The sequence below is a fragment of the Komagataeibacter swingsii genome, assembly GCF_003207895.1.
Classification (GTDB): Bacteria; Pseudomonadota; Alphaproteobacteria; order Acetobacterales; family Acetobacteraceae; genus Komagataeibacter; species Komagataeibacter swingsii.
The window spans coordinates 17,278-34,873 of sequence record NZ_NKUB01000028.1 but is presented as its reverse complement, the minus strand read 5'-3'; the positions used below and the strand labels follow the sequence as shown (position 1 = coordinate 34,873).

Below are 17,596 nucleotides of genomic sequence, written 5' to 3'. Positions count from 1 at the left end.
GATCCGCAGGCATTGCCGGAAGAGCTTGCCCGGCGGGAAACGCTGAAAGCGAAGCTGGACGAAGCCTGCGCCCGGCTGGAAGCTGATGCGAAGGCGCAGACCGAGGCGGCGCGACCGGCATACGAGAAAAAGAAGGCGGTGTATGACGCAAAAACAGGGCGTCGCGGCCGGGCGCCCAAACCGCCCGATGATGAACCACCACCCGACCGACAGATCAGTCTGACCGATCCCGACAGCCGCCTCATGCGGCGTTCGGACGCCCATGAATTCCGGCAGGCTTACAATGCTCAGGCCATAGTCTGCGCCGAAGGCAGCCAGTTGATCGTGACAACCGGCGTTGTCGCCACATCAGCGGATGCGCCATCCTTTGCCGACACGGTGCTGTCGATGGAAGACACAATCGGTCTTCCGGAGACAGTGCTCGCCGATACCGGGTACGCCAGCGGGCAAGCGGTCCGAAAACTGCGGGAAAAGGGCATTGATCCGCTGGTCGCCATCGGACGGCCCTGTGCCCGCAGACCTTACGACTTCCGACCCCGGCCCGCAGAAAGGGAGCCACGCCGGATAACCGAACCCTGGCGGCTTGCCATGAAGGACAGGCTGGAAACCACAGAAGCCGGAGATCTTTACAGACTACGAAAACAGACCGTGGAGCCGGTCTTTGGAATTATCAAAAGCATCATGGGCTTCAGAAGGTTCAGCCTGCGTGGCCTTGCAAAAGTCACGACCGAATGGACCCTCGTTGCACTCGCATATAACTGCAAAAGAATGGCACGGCTTCAAACAGCATAAGCCAGGTCAGCCTCGGCCTTATGACCCTCAAAATGGCCAACCCGACAGGCTGCTAAGGAATTTCTTGGGTATTATATTCTTTAATGTGGCGTTTTCCTTAAATTTAAAAAATCCATTTAATCTGCAGGGCGTTTCAAGGCCAGACTGTCTTTCCCAAGTATTTCCATAAGCTCGAACGCGTTCTGCGTGGCAGCGCCATAAGTGGTATTGTCATAGATCGTCCAGACATCAATGCCACGCATGGCCAGTGACGTGACCATTTCTGCATGGGTTTCAATGGTTTCCCTTGCATAGGTCGATTCATAGATGCGGGGGGACCCATGCAGCCGGAAATAGGCCAGCCCGCTCCAGCCACCGGGCCGGGCCGCAAGGCATGGCCGGGCCGGATCCGCCGCAACCCGCGCTATCCGCAGCCTTTCCAGCATATGGCTGACTTCCGGTACGAACCAGCTGGCATGCCTTGGTTCCACAACGATGGGGCCGGTGATCATGGTTTTCAGGTCATTGAAGAACCGTTCGGCGATATCACCGGGATAGGCAAGGCTTGGGGGAAGCTGGACCAGTATGGGGCCGCGCCTGTCGCCCAGGCCGCCGGTTTCCTCGGCGAAGCGTTCAATAAGCGCATGGCAGTCAGTCAGGCGGCGTTCATGTGTGATTGTCTTGGGCAGTTTGACGGAGAAGCGGAACGCGGGCGGCACGCTTGCCGCCCAACGCGCGTAGGTCGTGCGCCGGTGCGGCCGGTAGAAACTGCTGTTGATCTCGACAGCGTGGATGCGCGCGCCATAGCGTTCCAGATGCGTGCCAACCGTGGGAAACCGGCTGGCAAGTGCGGAGGGGATAGACCAGCCAGCGACCCCGACGCGAATGGACATGAACGGTTTCTCCTGTAATCGGGCGATAACACAAGACAATCCCGCCCCATGTCATTTTGAAGCCTGATCGTGTCGAAAACAATTCGTTGATAAATAAAAGTTTTTGGGTGCCGCCTTTTTCTCAAAAAGGCGGCGTTCTTTCGAAGCTTCTGCAAAAAGCTTCACCAAAAACTTTCTTTAATTTTAAAGCGCTATCATGATCTGACTTTTCAAACAGTCTCTTACCAAGAACTGCTTTATTTTCCAGTATGTCGTAAACCGGTTTTGGGCATCTGGGCCGCAGATTACGGTTGAACCGTGAAATCCAGCGCGTAAGTGGACTGATTGACTGAACGTTCCTGCCGTTCGACATGAATGGCCGGATCATGGGGCAGCAGGCCGTTGACCAGATAGACCGTATCCGGTCCCATGCCACGATTGGCATAGGCCAGTCGATATGATCCCGGTGCCAGGCTGGTCATGATACGGAAGTGCAGGCTGATGACGCCGCTCCCCGTTCGCAGCGCCGTGACCGATGGAAATACAGATGCAACGGAGTTGAGGGAAACCGGCTTGCCGTTAATGGAAAACGACACTCCCTGCCTGACCCGTGCGACATAGGCCTGCTGTTCCTGTGGCGACAGGATGCCATCCCCGTTGCTGTCAATCTGGTGAATGACAGTGGATGCCACATCCACGCCCGGCGTCAGCCGCAGGGTCACGGCAATATGCTGCCGTGTGACATCAATGACCGTGGCCTGCAGGTATTCATCCAGACGGTGCGCGCCTGCCGGGCCACAGGTTGCCGCAAGCATCGCTGCCGCCAGCAGCATGGCCGTACTGTATTTCATGGCATGGTGTACCGGGCGCCATAGTCGTTGGTGGGGTCACGATAGACGGTATGCACATGCATGGTTGGGTCATCACCCACGCCCTGTGGTGAGAATTCGATCAGCACCCGCGGTCCCTGGATGCGGTAATAGGATGAACCATTACGATCTGGCGCATGCGTGGTCGGGCCGCTCCATGCAAACCATGTACTGTCCAGACCGTCCCTGATTTCCTTCTGGCGCGGGATGGCATAGGCGTCGTTTATGATCCCCGCCCATTCCCCGATCACACCCATCAGCAGCTCCTTCTGTTTCGCGGTCAGTGCTGACCCCTTTATCCCTTCGGGAATGAGGGTTTCCCCGTCATGGCCCGGTCCCTGCACCAGATCCTCCACCTTGTAAGAAAGGATGGCCTGCTGGCGCTGTCTGGCATCAAGGGCATCCAGCAGGGCAAAGGCCCGGTCATTTTCACCAGCCAGAACGCGCACACGCTTTCCCGCCGCCTGATAGATCGCAGGCTGGGCACCCGTCAGGGTCGGGGTCATGACGCCATGCAGGCCGTCAATGACAATGTTAAGCCCCAGATGATGGCCACCAAACTGCACCATCCACGCGCTGGTGCTGCCCGGTTCGCCAAAAATCGCGATGGTGTAGGCGGCCCTGCCCGACGCGAACGGGGTCCCGGCATCCGCCAGCGCCTGATCGCCCCCCATTATGTCCATGACCTTCCGGTAGCCTTTCGGGCTTAACACGGCCTGCAGCAGGTGGAATGCCGCGATGCGCTGGGCATCTGTCAACTGGCCCATCCGCAATCCCGGCCGTGGCACGTCACTGACGGGAAAGTTGGACCACACCGACATGCCATAGCGTTCGCCAATGAAACCGCCGGGCGGTCCCATGCCCGGTCCACGGGCCGTGGGGGCACCTGCCTGCGCGTCGGTTACCGGCCGGACGGGCTGGTCCGGGGCGCTGCGCCGGAAACGGGCCAGCATGCCGGATTTTTGTGTAACAAATGGAAACTGCACTTTCGTGCGGCTGGTGGCATCAAATGTGGCAAGGAAGGACAGCGCGGCGCTGGTGACGGCCTGTGTCTGGCTGGCGGCCTGATCTGCCTCCGTACCGGGTAAATCCGCGGCTGCCATGGCCGGGACCGTTCTGGCCATGACGGGGAGTGTGGCCAGAAACAGTCCACCAGCCATCAGGGAAATCTTTCGCATCAGTCCTCTGCTTTTCGCCGTTGCATGGGATCGTTTTCGTGTTGCCGGACACTGCCCGTCCGGCGTCACGCGATCAAGGGCTTTCCCTTTTATGGTTTTCCTGTCCAGAATACGGGCTGTTGTCAGGGCGGTATCCGTCTTGCCGGACTGTCCGGCATGGCTGCGGCCCTGTTGCAATGATCCGTCAGGAAACCGTCATGTCCCGTCCTGCATCCCTTCCCAAACGTTCATGTGGCCTGTCCCGCCTGTTGTCCCTGCTGGTCGCGGGGACAGCCCTTGCGATGCTGGATACAGCGGATGCCCATGCCACAAGCTGCGCCGACCTTGCCCGCAGCGCGTTGCCGGATGCGACCTTCACCACGGTGGAGACAGTGCCCGCCGGAAGCTGGCGCCCCCCGCAGGACCAGTTGACCCACATCATGTCGGCGCCGGGCATGAACGTGGCCGGACACCCGACACAGGCTCCCAATCCCGCTTTCTGCCGCGTGGCCATTACGCTGCATCCGTCATCTGATTCCCGTATCCGCACCGAAGTCTGGCTGCCGCTGAAGGGCTGGAATGGCAGGTTGCTGGGGGTTGGCAATTTCGGCTGGGCTGGCTCACTCATGTATTATGGCATGGCGACGGGGGTAGCCGAAGGCTATGCCGTGGCCAGCACGGATACCGGGCATGACAGTTCCACCCCCGAAGGGCAGGGCGGGCGTTTTACGCTGGGGCACCCGGAAAAGATGGTCGATTACGCCTATCGCGCAGATCACCTGATGACGGTGGCGGCAAAGGCGCTGATCCGGAATTTCTATGGCCGGAAGGCGGCGCATGCCTACTGGATCGGCTGCTCGCTGGGTGGGCTGGAAGGGCTGATCGAGGCCAGGCGTTATCCCGATGACTATGACGGGATCGTGGCCGGTGCGCCGCCCAACCCGATCGTGAACTTCAACGCCGAACAGCTATGGGCGGGATGGATGAGCTACCATAACCCGGCCCTGCGCGTATCGCGGGACAAATTCCACCTGCTGAACACGGCGGTCATGAATGCCTGCGCGTCACCCGTTGGCAGGAAACAGGGTTTTGTGGATGAACCGGACAGATGCACCTTCACTCCCGAACAGTTGCGGTGCAGGGGGAAGGACACGGCGAACTGCCTGACCGCCAACGAGGTACAGGCCGCCAACAACATCTACCAGGGGCCACTTGACCCGCAGACGCACCAGGTCATTTTCCCCGGCCCGGCGAAGGGGAGCGAGGACGGGTTCTCGGCCGATGGCAGGCCGTTCCCCGTTGCCCTCGACCTGTTCAGATACGCGGCGTTCCAGAACCCGGACTGGGACTGGACAACGCTGAAATGGGATACGGACATTCAGGAAGCCACGCGCAGGGTCGGCCCCCTGCTGCATGTGGATGACAACCTGACGCCTTTCTTCCGTCATGGCGGCAGGCTGCTCATGTATATCGGCTGGAACGACGGGCATAACCCTGAACAACTGGCGGGATATTATCAGGCGGTGCAGCGCAATGCCGGGCCTGTGGGCGCGGATGCGGTGCGCCTGATCGTCATTCCGGGCATGGGGCACTGCTATGGCGGTGCGGCGTGTGACACGTTCAGCAAGCTGGGTGCGATTGATGACTGGGTCAGCCACAAACAGGCGCCGGAGCAGATCATTGCGGCGCGCGTGGATAATGGGCAGGTCGTGCGCACGCGGCCACTCTGCGCATGGCCGAAGGTCGCGCGGTATGATGGCCGGGGCAACATGGATGACGCAGGCAGTTTTGGCTGCGTAACACCTGAATGAAAATAAAGGTCTTCGGGTGCCGCCTGTTTTCAGAAAGGCGGTGTTTCCTGAAGATTTCTGGAAAAGCGTTACCAAAAACGTCCTCTTGATTTGCAGGTAACTTCAGATACGCCCTTCTTTTGCGGATATACCCGCTCAGGGCACATGCCGGGACATGATGTCCTCGATAATGTTCTCGACCAGATACATGGTGCGCGAAAGCTGGCGCGTGCGATCATGCACCAGCGCCAGCGTCAGGTGCGGCACGTTCGCACCCACCAGTGGCACAAAGGCCAGATCCCCCCGCATCACTTCGGACATCACATCCAGGGAACTCAGGAAACCGATACCGATCCCGCCGGTGACAAGGGAAATGATCATCTGCACATTATTCGCTCGTGCCGCGACGTGGGGGATGATGCGCCGGGCATCCATAAGCCGTGCGAAGACGGATGAAAGCGCAAGTGGCTGTTCCGGCGCCACCATGGGGTAATCCGCGCATTGCGTCAGCCTGACAGCGGCGTGTCGCGCCAGCGGATGGCCGGGCGGGCAGATGAAGCCAAGCGGAAAGGACATGCGGCGGATGACCGTAAGGTCGCGCATCTCCTCAGGGTCCAGCACAAGGGCAAGGTCGCCCTCGCCAGACAGCAGGGCATGATGGATCCGCCGGTTGTCGCGGATGTTCAGGTTCAGCACCACGCCGGGATGGCTGCGCCGCATGCGCGTGACCAGTTCGGGCAGGAAGGCGCGTGACAGGGCCTCGGGCGCCAGCAGGTCAACCTGGCCACGGCGTATGCCCTTCAGGTCATCAATCTGGCGGTTCAGGTCATCCAGTTCCCTGACCCAGCGCCGCGCGCAGCCATACAGCAGTTCACCCGCCGCCGTCAGGCGCATGCCCGTGGGCAGGCGTTCGAACAGCGGGGTCTGCAACTGTTTTTCCCCCAGCAGGATGTGCCGGTTGATGGCGGACCCCGCAATATGCAGGTCCTCCGCCGCCCTGCGGATGGAACGGTGGCGGGCGACGGCCAGGAAATAGACCAGGAAGCGCGAAAAGGGCTGCATGCGTTCTTATTTCAAGAATGAACAAGGATCAATTATGATATATCTGAGAGCGCATCGCCTGTGAAATGATCCTTCTGGAAACCGCCGGGCAGCCCCGGCCCGTTCAGGAGGACCGATCGTGACCACCGCCACCAGCCCGCGCCCCGCCGCACCCCACAGCCTGCCCCGTACCATGACGTTCGACGTGGATGACTGGAACATCCTCGCCCGGTGCTGGTACCCCGTAGCCCTTGCGCGTGAACTGGGCGAACAGCCGCTGGGCGTGACCCTGCTGGATGCGCCGCTGGTGGTCTATCGGGCGGATGCGGACATAGTCATTGCCGATGACCTGTGCCCCCATCGTGGCGTGCCGCTCAGCATGGGCAGGGGCGATGGGCGGAGCGTGGCCTGCGCCTATCACGGGTTCCGTTTTGGCGGGCAGGGGAAGTGTGTCAGGGTGCCCGCCCATCCCGACAGCGCCATCCCGTCAAGGCTCAACCTGCGCACCTATCCGGCGGTGGAACGCTACGGCCTGATCTGGACCTGCCTGCGGCCGGAGGGGGATGCAGTCGCCATTCCCCCCATGCCGCACTGGAATGACCCGGACTTCCAGCAGATCAACTGCCCGTGGATCGATATTGCCGGTTTTGCGGGAAGGCAGGTCGAAGGGTTCATTGACGTGGCGCATTTCGCCTTCGTCCATACCGATACCTTCGCCGATCCCGACAACCCTGTCGTGCCACCCTATAAAACCCGCATCACGCCGGATGGGTTCGAAGCCGAATACCGCAGCAGCGTCGGCAACTACCCCATCGGCAGATCCGACCGCGGGCGGCCGGGTTTTGAATGGCTGCGGCATTTCCGGGTGCATGTGCCCTTTACCGCGACGCTGGAAATCCATTTTCCCGATAATGGCCGCCTTGTCATCATGAACGCGGCATCCCCCGTATCGGCCCGGCAGACGCGCATGTTCGCGCCGATGTGCCGTAACTTCGACAAGGCATTGCCGCTGCAGGATGTGTACGATTTCAACCTGAGGGTGTTCGAGGAAGATCGCGCGCTGGTCGAGGCCCAGAAGCCGGAAAACCTGCCACTGGACCCGATGCTGGAGGCACATGTGATGGCCGACCGCAGTTCGATCGCCTATCGCCGCGCCCTGCGCACGATGGGGCTGAGCCAGTTCTTTACCGCCTGAAGGAAACACGGCCCATGTCTTCCCTGTTTCCTGTAATCGTTGATGACGCCGCCCCGGAAGGGGCCGGGTGCGTGCGCCTGCGCCTGGTTGCGCGCGCCGGTGATGACGCCCTGCCGGGTTTTGAACCCGGCGCGCATGTGGATGTCATGACGCCTGCGGGCCTGGTCCGGCAGTATTCCCTGTGTGGATCGGCTGATGATCCATCCGCCTATGACCTGTGCATCAGGCGCGAGGCGAATTCCCGTGGCGGGTCGGAATCCCTGTGCACGCAGGTGCGGCAGGGCATGGAACTGCGGATATCCCGCCCGCGCAATGCGTTTCCCCTGCCGCAGGCACGGCGCTATATCCTTGTCGCGGGCGGGATTGGCGTGACCCCGCTGCTGTCCATGATGATGCGGTTGCAGCGGGACGGCGCGGACTGGCAGCTTTGTTATTATGCCCGCGCGCCGGGACACGCGCCGTTTGGGGATATGCTGCGCACGCCCCCTTATGCGGCGCATGTCCGTTTCAGTCCCGGCCTGACAAACGGGTATCCGGATGCGCTGGACAGCCCGTGTGCCGACACGGCCATCATGCTGTGCGGGCCGGACGGGTTCATGGATGCCGTTTATGCCCATGCCGTGGCGGCAGGGTGGCGGGGGGAGCAGATCCATACAGAATATTTCCGGCCCGTGGAATCATCCCATGCCCTGTCGGACCGTCCGTTCGAGGTGGTCCTGGCGCGATCGGGGCAGACCGTGACCGTGCCGGCGGGGCAGAGCATTGCATCCGCCCTGCTGGCGGCGGGGGTGGATGTGCCCCTGTCATGTGAACAGGGCATGTGCGGGGCCTGCGTGGTGCCGCTGCTGTCCGGGGAGGGGGACCATCGGGACATGGTCCTGACGGAAGAGGAACAGGGTGGCAATATCGCCCTGTGCTGTTCACGCAGCCGCAGCCCGTCCCTGACGCTGGGCCTGTAGGGACTTACGAAAAAGTTTTATGGGACGCCGCCTTGTTTCAAACAGGCGGCGTTCCGCCATGGCTGCCGTGCGGATGGGGCGTAACCGGCGCCCCTCCGCACGGCATGGGACGCTGCTGATTCCGGCTTGCGCGATGACGGTGCGTGTTTTATTTCCATACGGTTGGATTGAAACGGCAGAGGCACCGCATGGCGCGTCCCAGAACTATTGATCGCGAACATGTCCTGGACTGTGTCGAACAGCTTGTCCACCGCGAGGGTGTGGCCGCCCTGACGCTGGAAGCCGTGGCAAGGGAGGCAGGCATTACCAAGGGGGGCCTGCAGTACCGCTTCGGCAGCAAGGACGACCTGATGACCGCGCTGATCGATCGCTGGCTTGCGGCATTCGATGCAAGCGTCGCCCGGCATATCGGTCCCGATGCCGGGATCATTGACCGGGCGCGTGCCTATGTCCTGACCGTCAGCCAGATTGATGATACAACCCAGGTCAGAATGGTCGGCATGCTTGTCACCTTGCTTCAGTCGCCAAAATATTTACAGAAGATACGCGCGTGGTACGCGGGGTGGTTTAACGGGTGCGATCCTGACTGTCGGGAAGCCCGTCAGGCCCGCACCGCGATATTTGCCGCTGAAGGAGCATTTTTTCTAAGAAGCCTCGGTTTTATGGAAATGGACCCGGGATGGTGGAAAACGGCCTTTGCCGATTTCCAGCAACTGATCCTGTCCGACCCCTGCACGCCGTAATTCAGGCCAACAAGATCATTCAGATCCTCCATGACATTTCGCACAGGTATGGAAAACATGACTAGGGAAAGTCGCCCGTTAACAAAGACCGCCGCATCTTCCGGCAACACCCCTTCCGGCAACACTTTCCCCGCGGCCGGCACCCAGTCCGTGAACGGGGGCGGGAAATCCGTGGCTTCGGTCGCGGCCTCGGCGCTGCGGACGATGGATAACAGCCTGTCCCATGCCATTTCTTCCGCCTGTGACTGGCTGGTCGGGCAGCAGAAACCCGACGGGCACTGGGTCGGCCCGGTCGCGTCCAACGCCTCGATGGAGGCGGAATGGTGCCTGGCGCTGTGGTTTCTTGGCCTTGACGATCACCCGCTGCGTCCCCGTCTGGGCAAGGCCCTGCTGGAAATGCAGCGCGAGGACGGGTCATGGGGCACCTATTATGGCGCCGGGAATGGCGATATCAACGCCACGGTCGAATCCTATGCCGCCCTGCGTTCCCTTGGCTATCCCGCCGACGACCCGGCCATAAGCCGGGCCGCCACATGGATCGCCAGCAAGGGGGGGCTGAAGAACATCCGTGTCTTTACGCGGTACTGGCTGGCCCTGATCGGGGAATGGCCGTGGGAAAAAACGCCCAACCTGCCGCCGGAAGTCATCTGGTTTCCCAACAACTTTGTCTTTTCCATCTATAATTTCGCGCAGTGGGCGCGTGCGACACTGGTGCCGCTGGCCATCCTGTCCGCCCGCAGGCCCTCTCGCCCGCTGCGCCCGCAGGACCGTCTGGATGCCCTGTTTCCGGGGGGGCGCGCGAATTTCGATTACGAACTGCCCGCCAGGGGCGAGCGCGACCTGTGGGACCGGTTCTTCCGCGCGACAGACCGGGGCCTGCACTGGCTGCAGTCCAGATTCCTCAAGCGCAATACCCTGCGTGAGGCCGCCATCCGGCACATGCTGGAATGGATCATCCGCCATCAGGATGCCGATGGTGGCTGGGGTGGCATCCAGCCGCCATGGGTGTACGGCCTGATGGCGCTGCATGGCGAGGATTACCAGTTCCATCACCCGGTCATGGCCAAGGCGCTATCCGCCCTGAATGATCCCGGCTGGCGGCATGACAGGGGCGATGCAAGCTGGATACAGGCCACGAACAGCCCGGTATGGGACACCATGCTGGCCATCATGGCGCTGCACGACGCCGATGGCGAAACCCAGTTTTCGCCACAGATGGAAAAGGCGCTGGGCTGGCTGCTGGACCGTCAGGTGCGGGTCAAGGGCGACTGGTCGATCAAGTTGCCGGATGTGGAACCCGGCGGCTGGGCATTTGAATACGCCAATGACCGCTATCCCGACACGGATGATACCGCCGTTGCCCTGATCGCCCTTTCGTCGTGCCGTAACCGCGAGGAATGGAAGAAGCGGGGTGTGGAGGAAGCCATCAGCCGTGGGGTGAACTGGCTGATCGGCATGCAGAGCGAATGCGGCGGCTGGGGGGCGTTCGACAAGGACAATAACCGCAGCATCCTGTCGAAGATCCCGTTCTGTGATTTTGGCGAGGCCCTCGACCCTCCATCCGTTGATGTAACGGCGCACGTTCTGGAAGCCTTTGGCATTCTGGGCCTGCCGCGCCACATGCCCACCATCCAGCGCGCCCTTGCCTATATCCGCGCGGAACAGGAACCCGATGGCCCGTGGTTTGGCCGCTGGGGCGTCAATTACCTGTATGGCACGGGCGCGGTCCTGCCGGCCCTTGCCGCAATTGGCGAGGACATGACGCAGCCCTACATCACCAAAGCCTGTGACTGGCTGGTGGCCCACCAGCAGGAAAATGGCGGCTGGGGCGAAAGCTGCGCGTCCTATATGGAACTGTCCATGGTGGGGCGGGGGGTGACCACGCCATCACAGACCGCGTGGGCGCTGATGGGGCTGATCGCCGCCAACCGTCCACAGGATTACGGGGCGATCGCCCGTGGCTGCCGTTACCTGATCGACCTGCAGCAGGCGGATGGAAGCTGGCATGAAAAGGAGTTCACCGGCACCGGCTTCCCCGGCTACGGGGTTGGCCAGACCATCAAGCTCGATGATCCTGCATTGTCAAAACGGCTGCAGCAGGGGGCGGAACTCTCGCGTGCCTTCATGCTGCGCTATGACCTGTACCGGCAGTTTTTCCCGATCATGGCGCTCAGCCGCGCATCACGCCTGATGAAACCGGAAAAATAGGTCGTTCAACAGGAAGGGGCGTATCCGGACACAGGCGCATGCGACGTGCATGATACGCCCTAAAAGGCCGCGGTAAAGCGCACCCCATAGGTTGCGGGCGCGGTCAGGATATCCATCCCGTCGGTCAGTGCATAATCCACGACGCGGTTGTTGAAGGCGTTGTTGGCAAAGACCACAAGCTGGTTCTGCTTCCACGCCATGCCCAGCGTCAGGTCCAGGCGGTCAAGCGCATGCCATGGGAGATTGGTGATATCCAGCACGCCACCGGCCTCATGATGCCAGTTCGCATTGAACAGCAGGCTGTACGCGGGTGTCAGGGGATATGCCATTTCGGATCGTATGTTCGTTGTCCATGTGCGCGTATCGGGCAGGGACTGGTTGGCGACATAACTGCCATATGACCGGCCGCCGGACAGGCGGGCATGCAGCCATCCGACATTGCCCGATAGGGACCACCAGCGGGTCAGCACAAACTGGGCCGACAGTTCCGCGCCATATGTCCGCGCGCTGCCGGCATTGGCAAGATAATAGAAACTGAACGCGGCGGGCGCGCGTGGGTCGGCTTCATCCAGCAGCAGGTGGTCCTGTGTCATGTAAAACAGGCTGGCATTGACGCCCAGGCGCCCGCCAAGCCATTGCGTGCGTCCACCCAGTTCGTAATTGGTGGCTGTCTCCTCCCCATACGGTATCAGGGATGGTGTTGTCGTGGTCGTGCTGAAACCACCAGCGCGGAATCCGTTGCTGTACAGCGCATAAAGGTTGACGTTGCGCAAGGGGCGGTAATTCAGTTCGGCGCTGGGGCTCCAGTTGCCATAGGCCGCCGTGTCATCCAGCGCCATGTCCGGATAGACATTCCCGAACAGGGCGGCGATGGCCCGGCCACTGGCATTCATGGGATTGTTGTACTGGTTGTAGGACAGGGTCTTGCGGTCGCGTGTGTAGCGTGCCGTCGCCGTCAGGCTGAGGGACGGGGTCATGTGGAATGTGGAAGAAACAAACCCCGACCATGACTGTGTCCCGATGCCCGATCCGGGACCGGGGGCATATTCGCTTGCCGCCTGCACGCCCGTGTCGGGAAAGCCGCCGCCGGGGATGGTGGAACATGTCGGGTCACCCCGTAATGCGCCACAGGCAATATTGCCCCATATCCCCTGCAGAAGGCTCAGGTCGATTTTTGTATTGTATATCTGCTGGAATGAGAAATATTCGTGAAAATAGGATGCGCCCGCCATGAAGGTCAGGCGGCGGTTCCGGGGGGAAGACCACAGCAGTTCGGTGTAGTAATTGCGCGTGTTTTCATGGCGGACAAACTGGTTCTGTAACGTAAGGGGATAGGAGGCGGCCGACAGGTCCGTGCGGTCCCCGTCCTCCGTGGCATCAAGATGATAATCCCGATAGGAAGACAGCCACTGGACCGTACCCCAGCGTGATTTGTATGTCAGATCCTGTGAAAGGTAGAGCTGGTGGTTGTGGGAACGGTCGGGGGTGTCGCGGTAAACCGTGGCGGATGTTTCATCCGCCCCGCTCTGGACCAGGTTGGCGACGCCAGCAGGGGCGTAGCCGGCCAGGGATGGCCCGTGAACATCGGCATATTCCGCCATCCATGTCAGGGACAGGTTGTCATCGGGTGTCCACTTTGCCCCCAGCCGCAGGCCCTGCTGGCGGTCGCGGTCTTCATATTCATGTAATGTGGCGTTGTAGAGCGCGCCCCGTGGCTGGTCGATGTACCATCCCGTCAGCCTGAGCGCGAAATGACGCGACAGCGGCACGTTGATGGCGCCCTGTAATTCACCCCGGCCATAATTGCCGTAGGACCCGGTCAGGTATCCCCCGGTTTTCTGTTCCGGCGTCGCGTATATCACGTTGACCGCGCCGCCCACGGCATCACGTCCGTACAGGCCCGCTTGTGGCCCGGGATTGACCTCGACCCGCGCGACATCGACCTGTGGCCCGAGGTTGGTGCGCAGGCCCCCATCATAAATGCCATTGCGGTACATGCCGAAATTGGGATCGGCGTTGTTGTCCACCTGCCGGATGCCGCGGATGTTGATGTATGTATTGATGTTCTGCGGATCGGTCGGCACCACGGCGTTCGGCACCATGTCCATGATGCTTTTCATATCCAGAATATCAAAGGTATGCAGCGTCTGGCCGCTGATGGCGGTTGTGGGGGCGGGTACATCCGACAGCCGCTGCGCCGTGCGCCGGGCTGTTACTTCCATCTGTTCGGCCTGTGGCCGGTCCTGTTCCAGATGGGTGACGGGATGTTTCCGGTTTTTCCTGTGGGGGGAGGGGGCTGCCGCTCCGGCGGGAAGCAGGACGGAATGCAATGTCATGAAAAAAAGGACGTATACAGGCCATGATAACCCGCAGGTCCGTCGTTTCCTGCCGGCAGGAAAGGAATGTTCAGGTATCATTCTTTAACGGGCGTCCGGGTGCTGTCAGCGTCCATGCAGGCGATGGCGGATCAGGGCATGGGCGCGGCGTCCGATCGGGAAACGGAAAATGATGACCGTCGCGATCAGTTGGGGAATGCTGCACAATACGGTGTAGCATGACAGCAGGCCCCCCAGTGGAAGGCCATGGTTCATCCGCCCGGCATGGTAATGGACCCAGCCAAGGATGATGAACCCCGCGCCACCGCCCATGGCCAGGGTGGCTTTGGTGACCAGCGTGTTCAGGGCATGAATGATGCCGGACCGGCTGGCCCATGTTTTCCAGATATCATAGTCCACGACATCGCCCAGCATGGCGGCAGGCGCGAAATTCGCCGGTGCGGACAAGGCCCCGCCCACGGCCGTCAGCAGCAGGATGAAGGGCAGGTTCTGCATGCCCGGCGCCAGCAGTAACGCAAGGGGTCGCGTCGCCGCGGTCAGGATGATGCTGATGGCCCATATGTCATGGCGTTCCAGCCAGCGTTCCGATCGTTCCCATAACGGGATGGCGACAAGGGTGGACAGGAAAAACACGATCATTATGAACGGGAACGCGCCGCCGACCTGCAGGTAGTCATTCAGGAACAGGTATGTCGTGGACAGCCATACGCCCTGCCCCATGGCCCATAGGCCGATGGCGAGGAAATAGAGGGTGAGGGGACGGTTCCTTTTCAGGGAATGCACGAGGCCATGCAGGGCCGGCGCGGCGGTCCGCCCGGATGGCCGGCCGGGAATGTAGCGCATGATGCACAGGGCGGCCGGCACCATGAGCGCCATATATAGCCAGACAATGACGGATAGTGCCCCCTGCGTGAAACCCGTCGTGCCGTAGGCGCGGAACAGGATGACGGGAACCAGCCAGAAAATCAGGCTTCCCGCAACGGTGAACAGGCCGATGACCGCGTTGATGCGTGTGCGCAGGGATGGACTCGAACCCAGTTCCACGCTCCATGCGTTACGGGGAATTTCAAACAGGGAGTACCCCAGATACAGCATGAAGGCCCATAACCCGTAATAGAGGACCGTCGTGTGTGGTGATGGCTGGAACAGGAAATACAGGGCGACAGAGCAGATGATGGCGCTGGCCACCCCCCACATGCCCCGACCGCCCGACCGGGCACCAAGACTGTCGGACATGAAACCGATGGCCGGGTCCACCAGCGCATCGATGATCCTGCATAATGACGTGACCGTACCGATCTGCACGAGCGAGACTGCCGTATGGCTGGCGTAGAAGGCCGGTATGAAAATGTTCATCGGCAGGATAATGAAAGCCGCAGGCAGGGCCGGAAAGGCGAAAAGCCAGACCTGTGATCGTGTCAGGCCCGGCTGCGCAGGCGGGGCATTGGGAAGGGCTGAAACCATGACGGCTGAATCCTTCCCCTCAGGTGGTCCGATTTTTCATAGTGGACGCGGAGGGTATCACCTCTCCCGGATGGAGGAAAGTGACGGGCGGTTCAGGATTCTGCCCCCAGCACCCTGGGCAGGTCGCCTTTGATGAATGCATCCAGAATTCCGTTCAGGAACGTGGCGATGCTTTCACGTGGATCGCTGGTTTTTTCAAAGGGTCCCTCGCTGGCATTGGCAACGAACAGGTTCGACAGGCCACATAGCATGGCGTACATGCCGTAGCCGATCTGTACCCTGCTTCCCAGTGCCGCCATGTCGTTGGGGCCGAAATTATCACTGATGGTAAAGACCTTGTAGCCGTATATCAGCTCCATAAGGCCCTCGAAGGCAGCGCCCGCCTTCAGGCGGTAGCGGGGATAGGTATAGGCATCGGGTATATAGCCAAACATCAGGCGATAGAGTTGTGGGTGACTGCGCGCGAAATCCACGAAATAGAAAACGGTTCGCTTCAGCGCTTCCGTCCTGTTTGCGGAGGTACGGCCGATATGGGCTGCCTGATCGCGGAAAATCTCGAAATAATCCGCGGCAATTTCCAGCAGCAGCTCGTTCAGGCTGGCGTAATGGTTATAGAAGTTCGCTGGCGCCACCTTGACTACCCGCGTAAGGCGACGCACCGACAGGTCTTCCAGCCGTTCGGTTTCCAGTATCCTGACGGTGGCGATCCGCAAATCTTCGGCGACGTTTCCTTTGTGGTAGGCTCTCGAAATGGGAAGTCATCCTTGTGGGCGGGGCGGATCTGGCAAATCAATCCATATGGATGGCGCAGGGAACCAATGGCCGGTACGGAACGGGCGGGCTTAATGACTGCACAAATATGGCAGGAAAAAGATAGATTTCAGATACACAATATCATGTGGTTGCGTTCCCTGGTTGCTTTCTTCTCTATAGTTCCATTATGGCCGCGGCCTGTAATGCCAAATTTCCAGCCCAGCCCTGCTGGAAAACCGGGCGGCAGCCACCCTCCGGGCCTTATGCCTCCTGTCCCGCCGGCCGGGTCAGGGCTTCATGCAATTCGTTGTGAATGAAGGCATCGATAATGTCCTCGATCATTTCCCGCTGTCCCTGGCCTGCTTTCCTGTCAAACGGCAGCAGGCCATCCGCCAGCATCATCGCCAGCCCATGGCCCATTGCGCACAGGCCATAGCCGATGCGTGCGCGTTTCCGGGTGCCTTCAATGTCATGAAGGTGGAGCATCTTCCGGCCATAGACAATTTCCAGCAATGCCGCGAATGCCTGTATCGCGGCATTATGGTAGACCTTGTGCGAAATGGCGTTGGGCACGAAGCCGAACATGATCCGGAATATCTGCGGGTGGCGCTGGGCAAAGCTGGCATATTCCGACAGGGCCGCCTTCAGCGCATCCGCACGTGTTACGGTATTGCGCTGGAAATAGCGTAGCTGCCGGGTGCATTGCACGAATGAATCGGCGGCGATCTGCAGCAGCAGGTCGTGAATGCTGCTGAAGTGATTATAGAAATTGGCGGGTGTTACACCAATTTCCCGCGTCAGGCGCCGCACCGAGACACTTTCCACCGTTTCCCGGTCCAGCAGGTTCCGGGCCGTGCGCAGCAGGTCCTCCGCGACATGTCCCTTATGGTAACGGCCGTTGCGCTGTCCGGGTGGCGTGGCGGTCTTCATGGCCATTTCCCTTGCAGGCGGTTCCATCGGGGAAACCAGCCGGCATGCACTTGGGCTTTCGTACATTCCTGATGCTGACGGTAGTGAACGGTGTTCACATAAATTCCCCTTCGCAAGGCGTCAGGCAGCCCCGGGTGCGGCATGATGGGCGCGACGGGAACGGGCGGCCTGCCTATAACGCTGATAATGAAACAAAAATATCAACAACTCTCGTTTGTAAAACAAAAATATCAATACATTTTCCCATGTCGCGGACAATGATCCAGGCACGTCCTGCCGATGGGGCGGGTGAAAAGCTGTCTTTCAGTTTCCGGTTTTTCGCTTGACAGAAGGTTAATGTAAAATTAACACCGTTCGCATTGCTCGGGCGTAAAGCCACGCGGCGCGTTGGCCGCGGGTAAACGAATTGTTTCAGTATTGCATGGCAGGGGCGTCGGGTCACCAGGATTCCATTCCGGATCAGGACTGAAAAGTAATTATTTTCAGGGAACGGCTGGTTGTGTTTCCG

15 protein-coding genes are annotated in these 17,596 nt (G+C 60.5%); 6 read left to right on the top strand and 9 right to left on the bottom strand.

Translation table 11 applies throughout. The features are described 5' to 3' along the window. Nucleotides 1-792, top strand: a 792-nt coding sequence (locus CFR76_RS14505) for a transposase (RefSeq protein ID WP_146222694.1), incomplete at its 5' end; no start/stop codon positions are given. A gap of 116 nt (nucleotides 793-908) precedes the next feature. Here CFR76_RS14505 and CFR76_RS14500 read toward each other — a convergent pair. From CFR76_RS14500 to CFR76_RS14490, 3 genes are all read right to left on the bottom strand, one after another. Next, nucleotides 909-1,664 carry a DUF72 domain-containing protein gene (locus CFR76_RS14500; RefSeq protein WP_110557642.1) on the bottom strand — a complete coding sequence of 252 codons (756 nt, stop codon included), beginning with the start codon at nucleotides 1,662-1,664 and terminating at the stop codon, nucleotides 909-911. Between the two features lie 284 nt (nucleotides 1,665-1,948). Next, a complete protein-coding gene (locus tag CFR76_RS14495; RefSeq protein WP_110557641.1) occupies nucleotides 1,949-2,494 on the bottom strand; it encodes a hypothetical protein in 546 nt (181 codons plus the stop codon). Further along, nucleotides 2,491-3,690: a DUF3500 domain-containing protein gene (locus CFR76_RS14490; protein WP_110557640.1), complete on the bottom strand. Its 1,200-nt coding sequence runs from the start codon at nucleotides 3,688-3,690 to the stop codon at nucleotides 2,491-2,493. Before CFR76_RS14490 ends, CFR76_RS14495 begins: the two co-directional genes overlap by 4 nt. Nucleotides 3,691-3,887: 197 nt before the next feature. On the opposite strand from CFR76_RS14490, the gene CFR76_RS14485 reads away from it, so the two are divergent. Continuing rightward, nucleotides 3,888-5,480 (top strand): tannase/feruloyl esterase family alpha/beta hydrolase, encoded by a 1,593-nt coding sequence (locus tag CFR76_RS14485; RefSeq protein WP_244191962.1) that lies wholly within the window; start codon nucleotides 3,888-3,890, stop codon nucleotides 5,478-5,480. Nucleotides 5,481-5,615: 135 nt separating this feature from the next. Here CFR76_RS14485 and CFR76_RS14480 read toward each other — a convergent pair whose 3' ends face one another. Further along, a complete protein-coding gene (locus tag CFR76_RS14480) occupies nucleotides 5,616-6,521 on the bottom strand; it encodes a LysR family transcriptional regulator (protein WP_110557638.1) in 906 nt (301 codons plus the stop codon). Nucleotides 6,522-6,693: 172 nt separating this feature from the next. On the opposite strand from CFR76_RS14480, the gene CFR76_RS14475 reads away from it, so the two are divergent. From CFR76_RS14475 to shc, 4 genes are all read left to right on the top strand, one after another. Then, nucleotides 6,694-7,695 carry an aromatic ring-hydroxylating dioxygenase subunit alpha gene (locus CFR76_RS14475; protein ID WP_208624014.1) on the top strand — a complete coding sequence of 334 codons (1,002 nt, stop codon included), beginning with the start codon at nucleotides 6,694-6,696 and terminating at the stop codon, nucleotides 7,693-7,695. A gap of 14 nt (nucleotides 7,696-7,709) precedes the next feature. Next, nucleotides 7,710-8,654 carry a PDR/VanB family oxidoreductase gene (locus tag CFR76_RS14470; protein WP_110557636.1) on the top strand — a complete coding sequence of 315 codons (945 nt, stop codon included), beginning with the start codon at nucleotides 7,710-7,712 and terminating at the stop codon, nucleotides 8,652-8,654. Between the two features lie 188 nt (nucleotides 8,655-8,842). Beyond that, on the top strand, nucleotides 8,843-9,397 hold the full coding sequence (locus tag CFR76_RS14465; protein ID WP_110557635.1) for a TetR/AcrR family transcriptional regulator: 555 nt from the start codon (nucleotides 8,843-8,845) through the stop codon (nucleotides 9,395-9,397). A 204-nt stretch (nucleotides 9,398-9,601) separates the two neighbouring features. Beyond that, on the top strand, nucleotides 9,602-11,605 hold the full coding sequence (gene shc / locus CFR76_RS14460) for a squalene--hopene cyclase (RefSeq protein WP_244191963.1): 2,004 nt from the start codon (nucleotides 9,602-9,604) through the stop codon (nucleotides 11,603-11,605). Nucleotides 11,606-11,664: 59 nt separating this feature from the next. On the opposite strand, the gene CFR76_RS14455 is transcribed toward shc, so the two are convergent. The 5 genes from CFR76_RS14455 to CFR76_RS17815 all read right to left on the bottom strand — a co-directional run bounded on the left by CFR76_RS14455 (nucleotide 11,665) and on the right by CFR76_RS17815 (nucleotide 17,530). Then, on the bottom strand, nucleotides 11,665-13,941 hold the full coding sequence (locus tag CFR76_RS14455) for a TonB-dependent receptor (RefSeq protein WP_244191961.1): 2,277 nt from the start codon (nucleotides 13,939-13,941) through the stop codon (nucleotides 11,665-11,667). A 105-nt stretch (nucleotides 13,942-14,046) separates the two neighbouring features. Continuing rightward, nucleotides 14,047-15,405, bottom strand: coding sequence for an MFS transporter (locus CFR76_RS14450; RefSeq protein WP_110557633.1), 1,359 nt, complete (start codon nucleotides 15,403-15,405; stop codon nucleotides 14,047-14,049). A gap of 92 nt (nucleotides 15,406-15,497) precedes the next feature. Further along, nucleotides 15,498-16,118 (bottom strand): TetR/AcrR family transcriptional regulator, encoded by a 621-nt coding sequence (locus CFR76_RS14445; protein ID WP_110557632.1) that lies wholly within the window; start codon nucleotides 16,116-16,118, stop codon nucleotides 15,498-15,500. A gap of 301 nt (nucleotides 16,119-16,419) precedes the next feature. Continuing rightward, complete coding sequence (locus CFR76_RS14440) at nucleotides 16,420-17,088, bottom strand: TetR/AcrR family transcriptional regulator (protein ID WP_244191960.1); 669 nt, start codon at nucleotides 17,086-17,088, stop codon at nucleotides 16,420-16,422. Nucleotides 17,089-17,260: 172 nt separating this feature from the next. After that, entirely contained in the window at nucleotides 17,261-17,530 is a 270-nt protein-coding gene (locus CFR76_RS17815) for a hypothetical protein (RefSeq protein WP_146222693.1), read from the bottom strand. Between the last annotated feature and the right edge of the window lie 66 nt (nucleotides 17,531-17,596).

Coding starts and splice junctions, on each gene's coding strand:
- CFR76_RS14455 (WP_244191961.1), bottom strand. CDS start 13,941: ATGACATTGCATTCCGTCCTGCTTCCCGCCGGAGCGGCAGCCCCCTCC.
- CFR76_RS14485 (WP_244191962.1), top strand. CDS start 3,888: ATGTCCCGTCCTGCATCCCTTCCCAAACGTTCATGTGGCCTGTCCCGC.
- CFR76_RS14470 (WP_110557636.1), top strand. CDS start 7,710: ATGTCTTCCCTGTTTCCTGTAATCGTTGATGACGCCGCCCCGGAAGGG.
- CFR76_RS14450 (WP_110557633.1), bottom strand. CDS start 15,405: ATGGTTTCAGCCCTTCCCAATGCCCCGCCTGCGCAGCCGGGCCTGACA.
- CFR76_RS14480 (WP_110557638.1), bottom strand. CDS start 6,521: ATGCAGCCCTTTTCGCGCTTCCTGGTCTATTTCCTGGCCGTCGCCCGC.
- CFR76_RS14465 (WP_110557635.1), top strand. CDS start 8,843: ATGGCGCGTCCCAGAACTATTGATCGCGAACATGTCCTGGACTGTGTC.
- CFR76_RS14475 (WP_208624014.1), top strand. CDS start 6,694: ATGACGTTCGACGTGGATGACTGGAACATCCTCGCCCGGTGCTGGTAC.
- CFR76_RS14440 (WP_244191960.1), bottom strand. CDS start 17,088: ATGAAGACCGCCACGCCACCCGGACAGCGCAACGGCCGTTACCATAAG.
- CFR76_RS14495 (WP_110557641.1), bottom strand. CDS start 2,494: ATGAAATACAGTACGGCCATGCTGCTGGCGGCAGCGATGCTTGCGGCA.
- CFR76_RS14500 (WP_110557642.1), bottom strand. CDS start 1,664: ATGTCCATTCGCGTCGGGGTCGCTGGCTGGTCTATCCCCTCCGCACTT.
- shc (WP_244191963.1), top strand. CDS start 9,602: ATGGATAACAGCCTGTCCCATGCCATTTCTTCCGCCTGTGACTGGCTG.
- CFR76_RS14490 (WP_110557640.1), bottom strand. CDS start 3,690: ATGCGAAAGATTTCCCTGATGGCTGGTGGACTGTTTCTGGCCACACTC.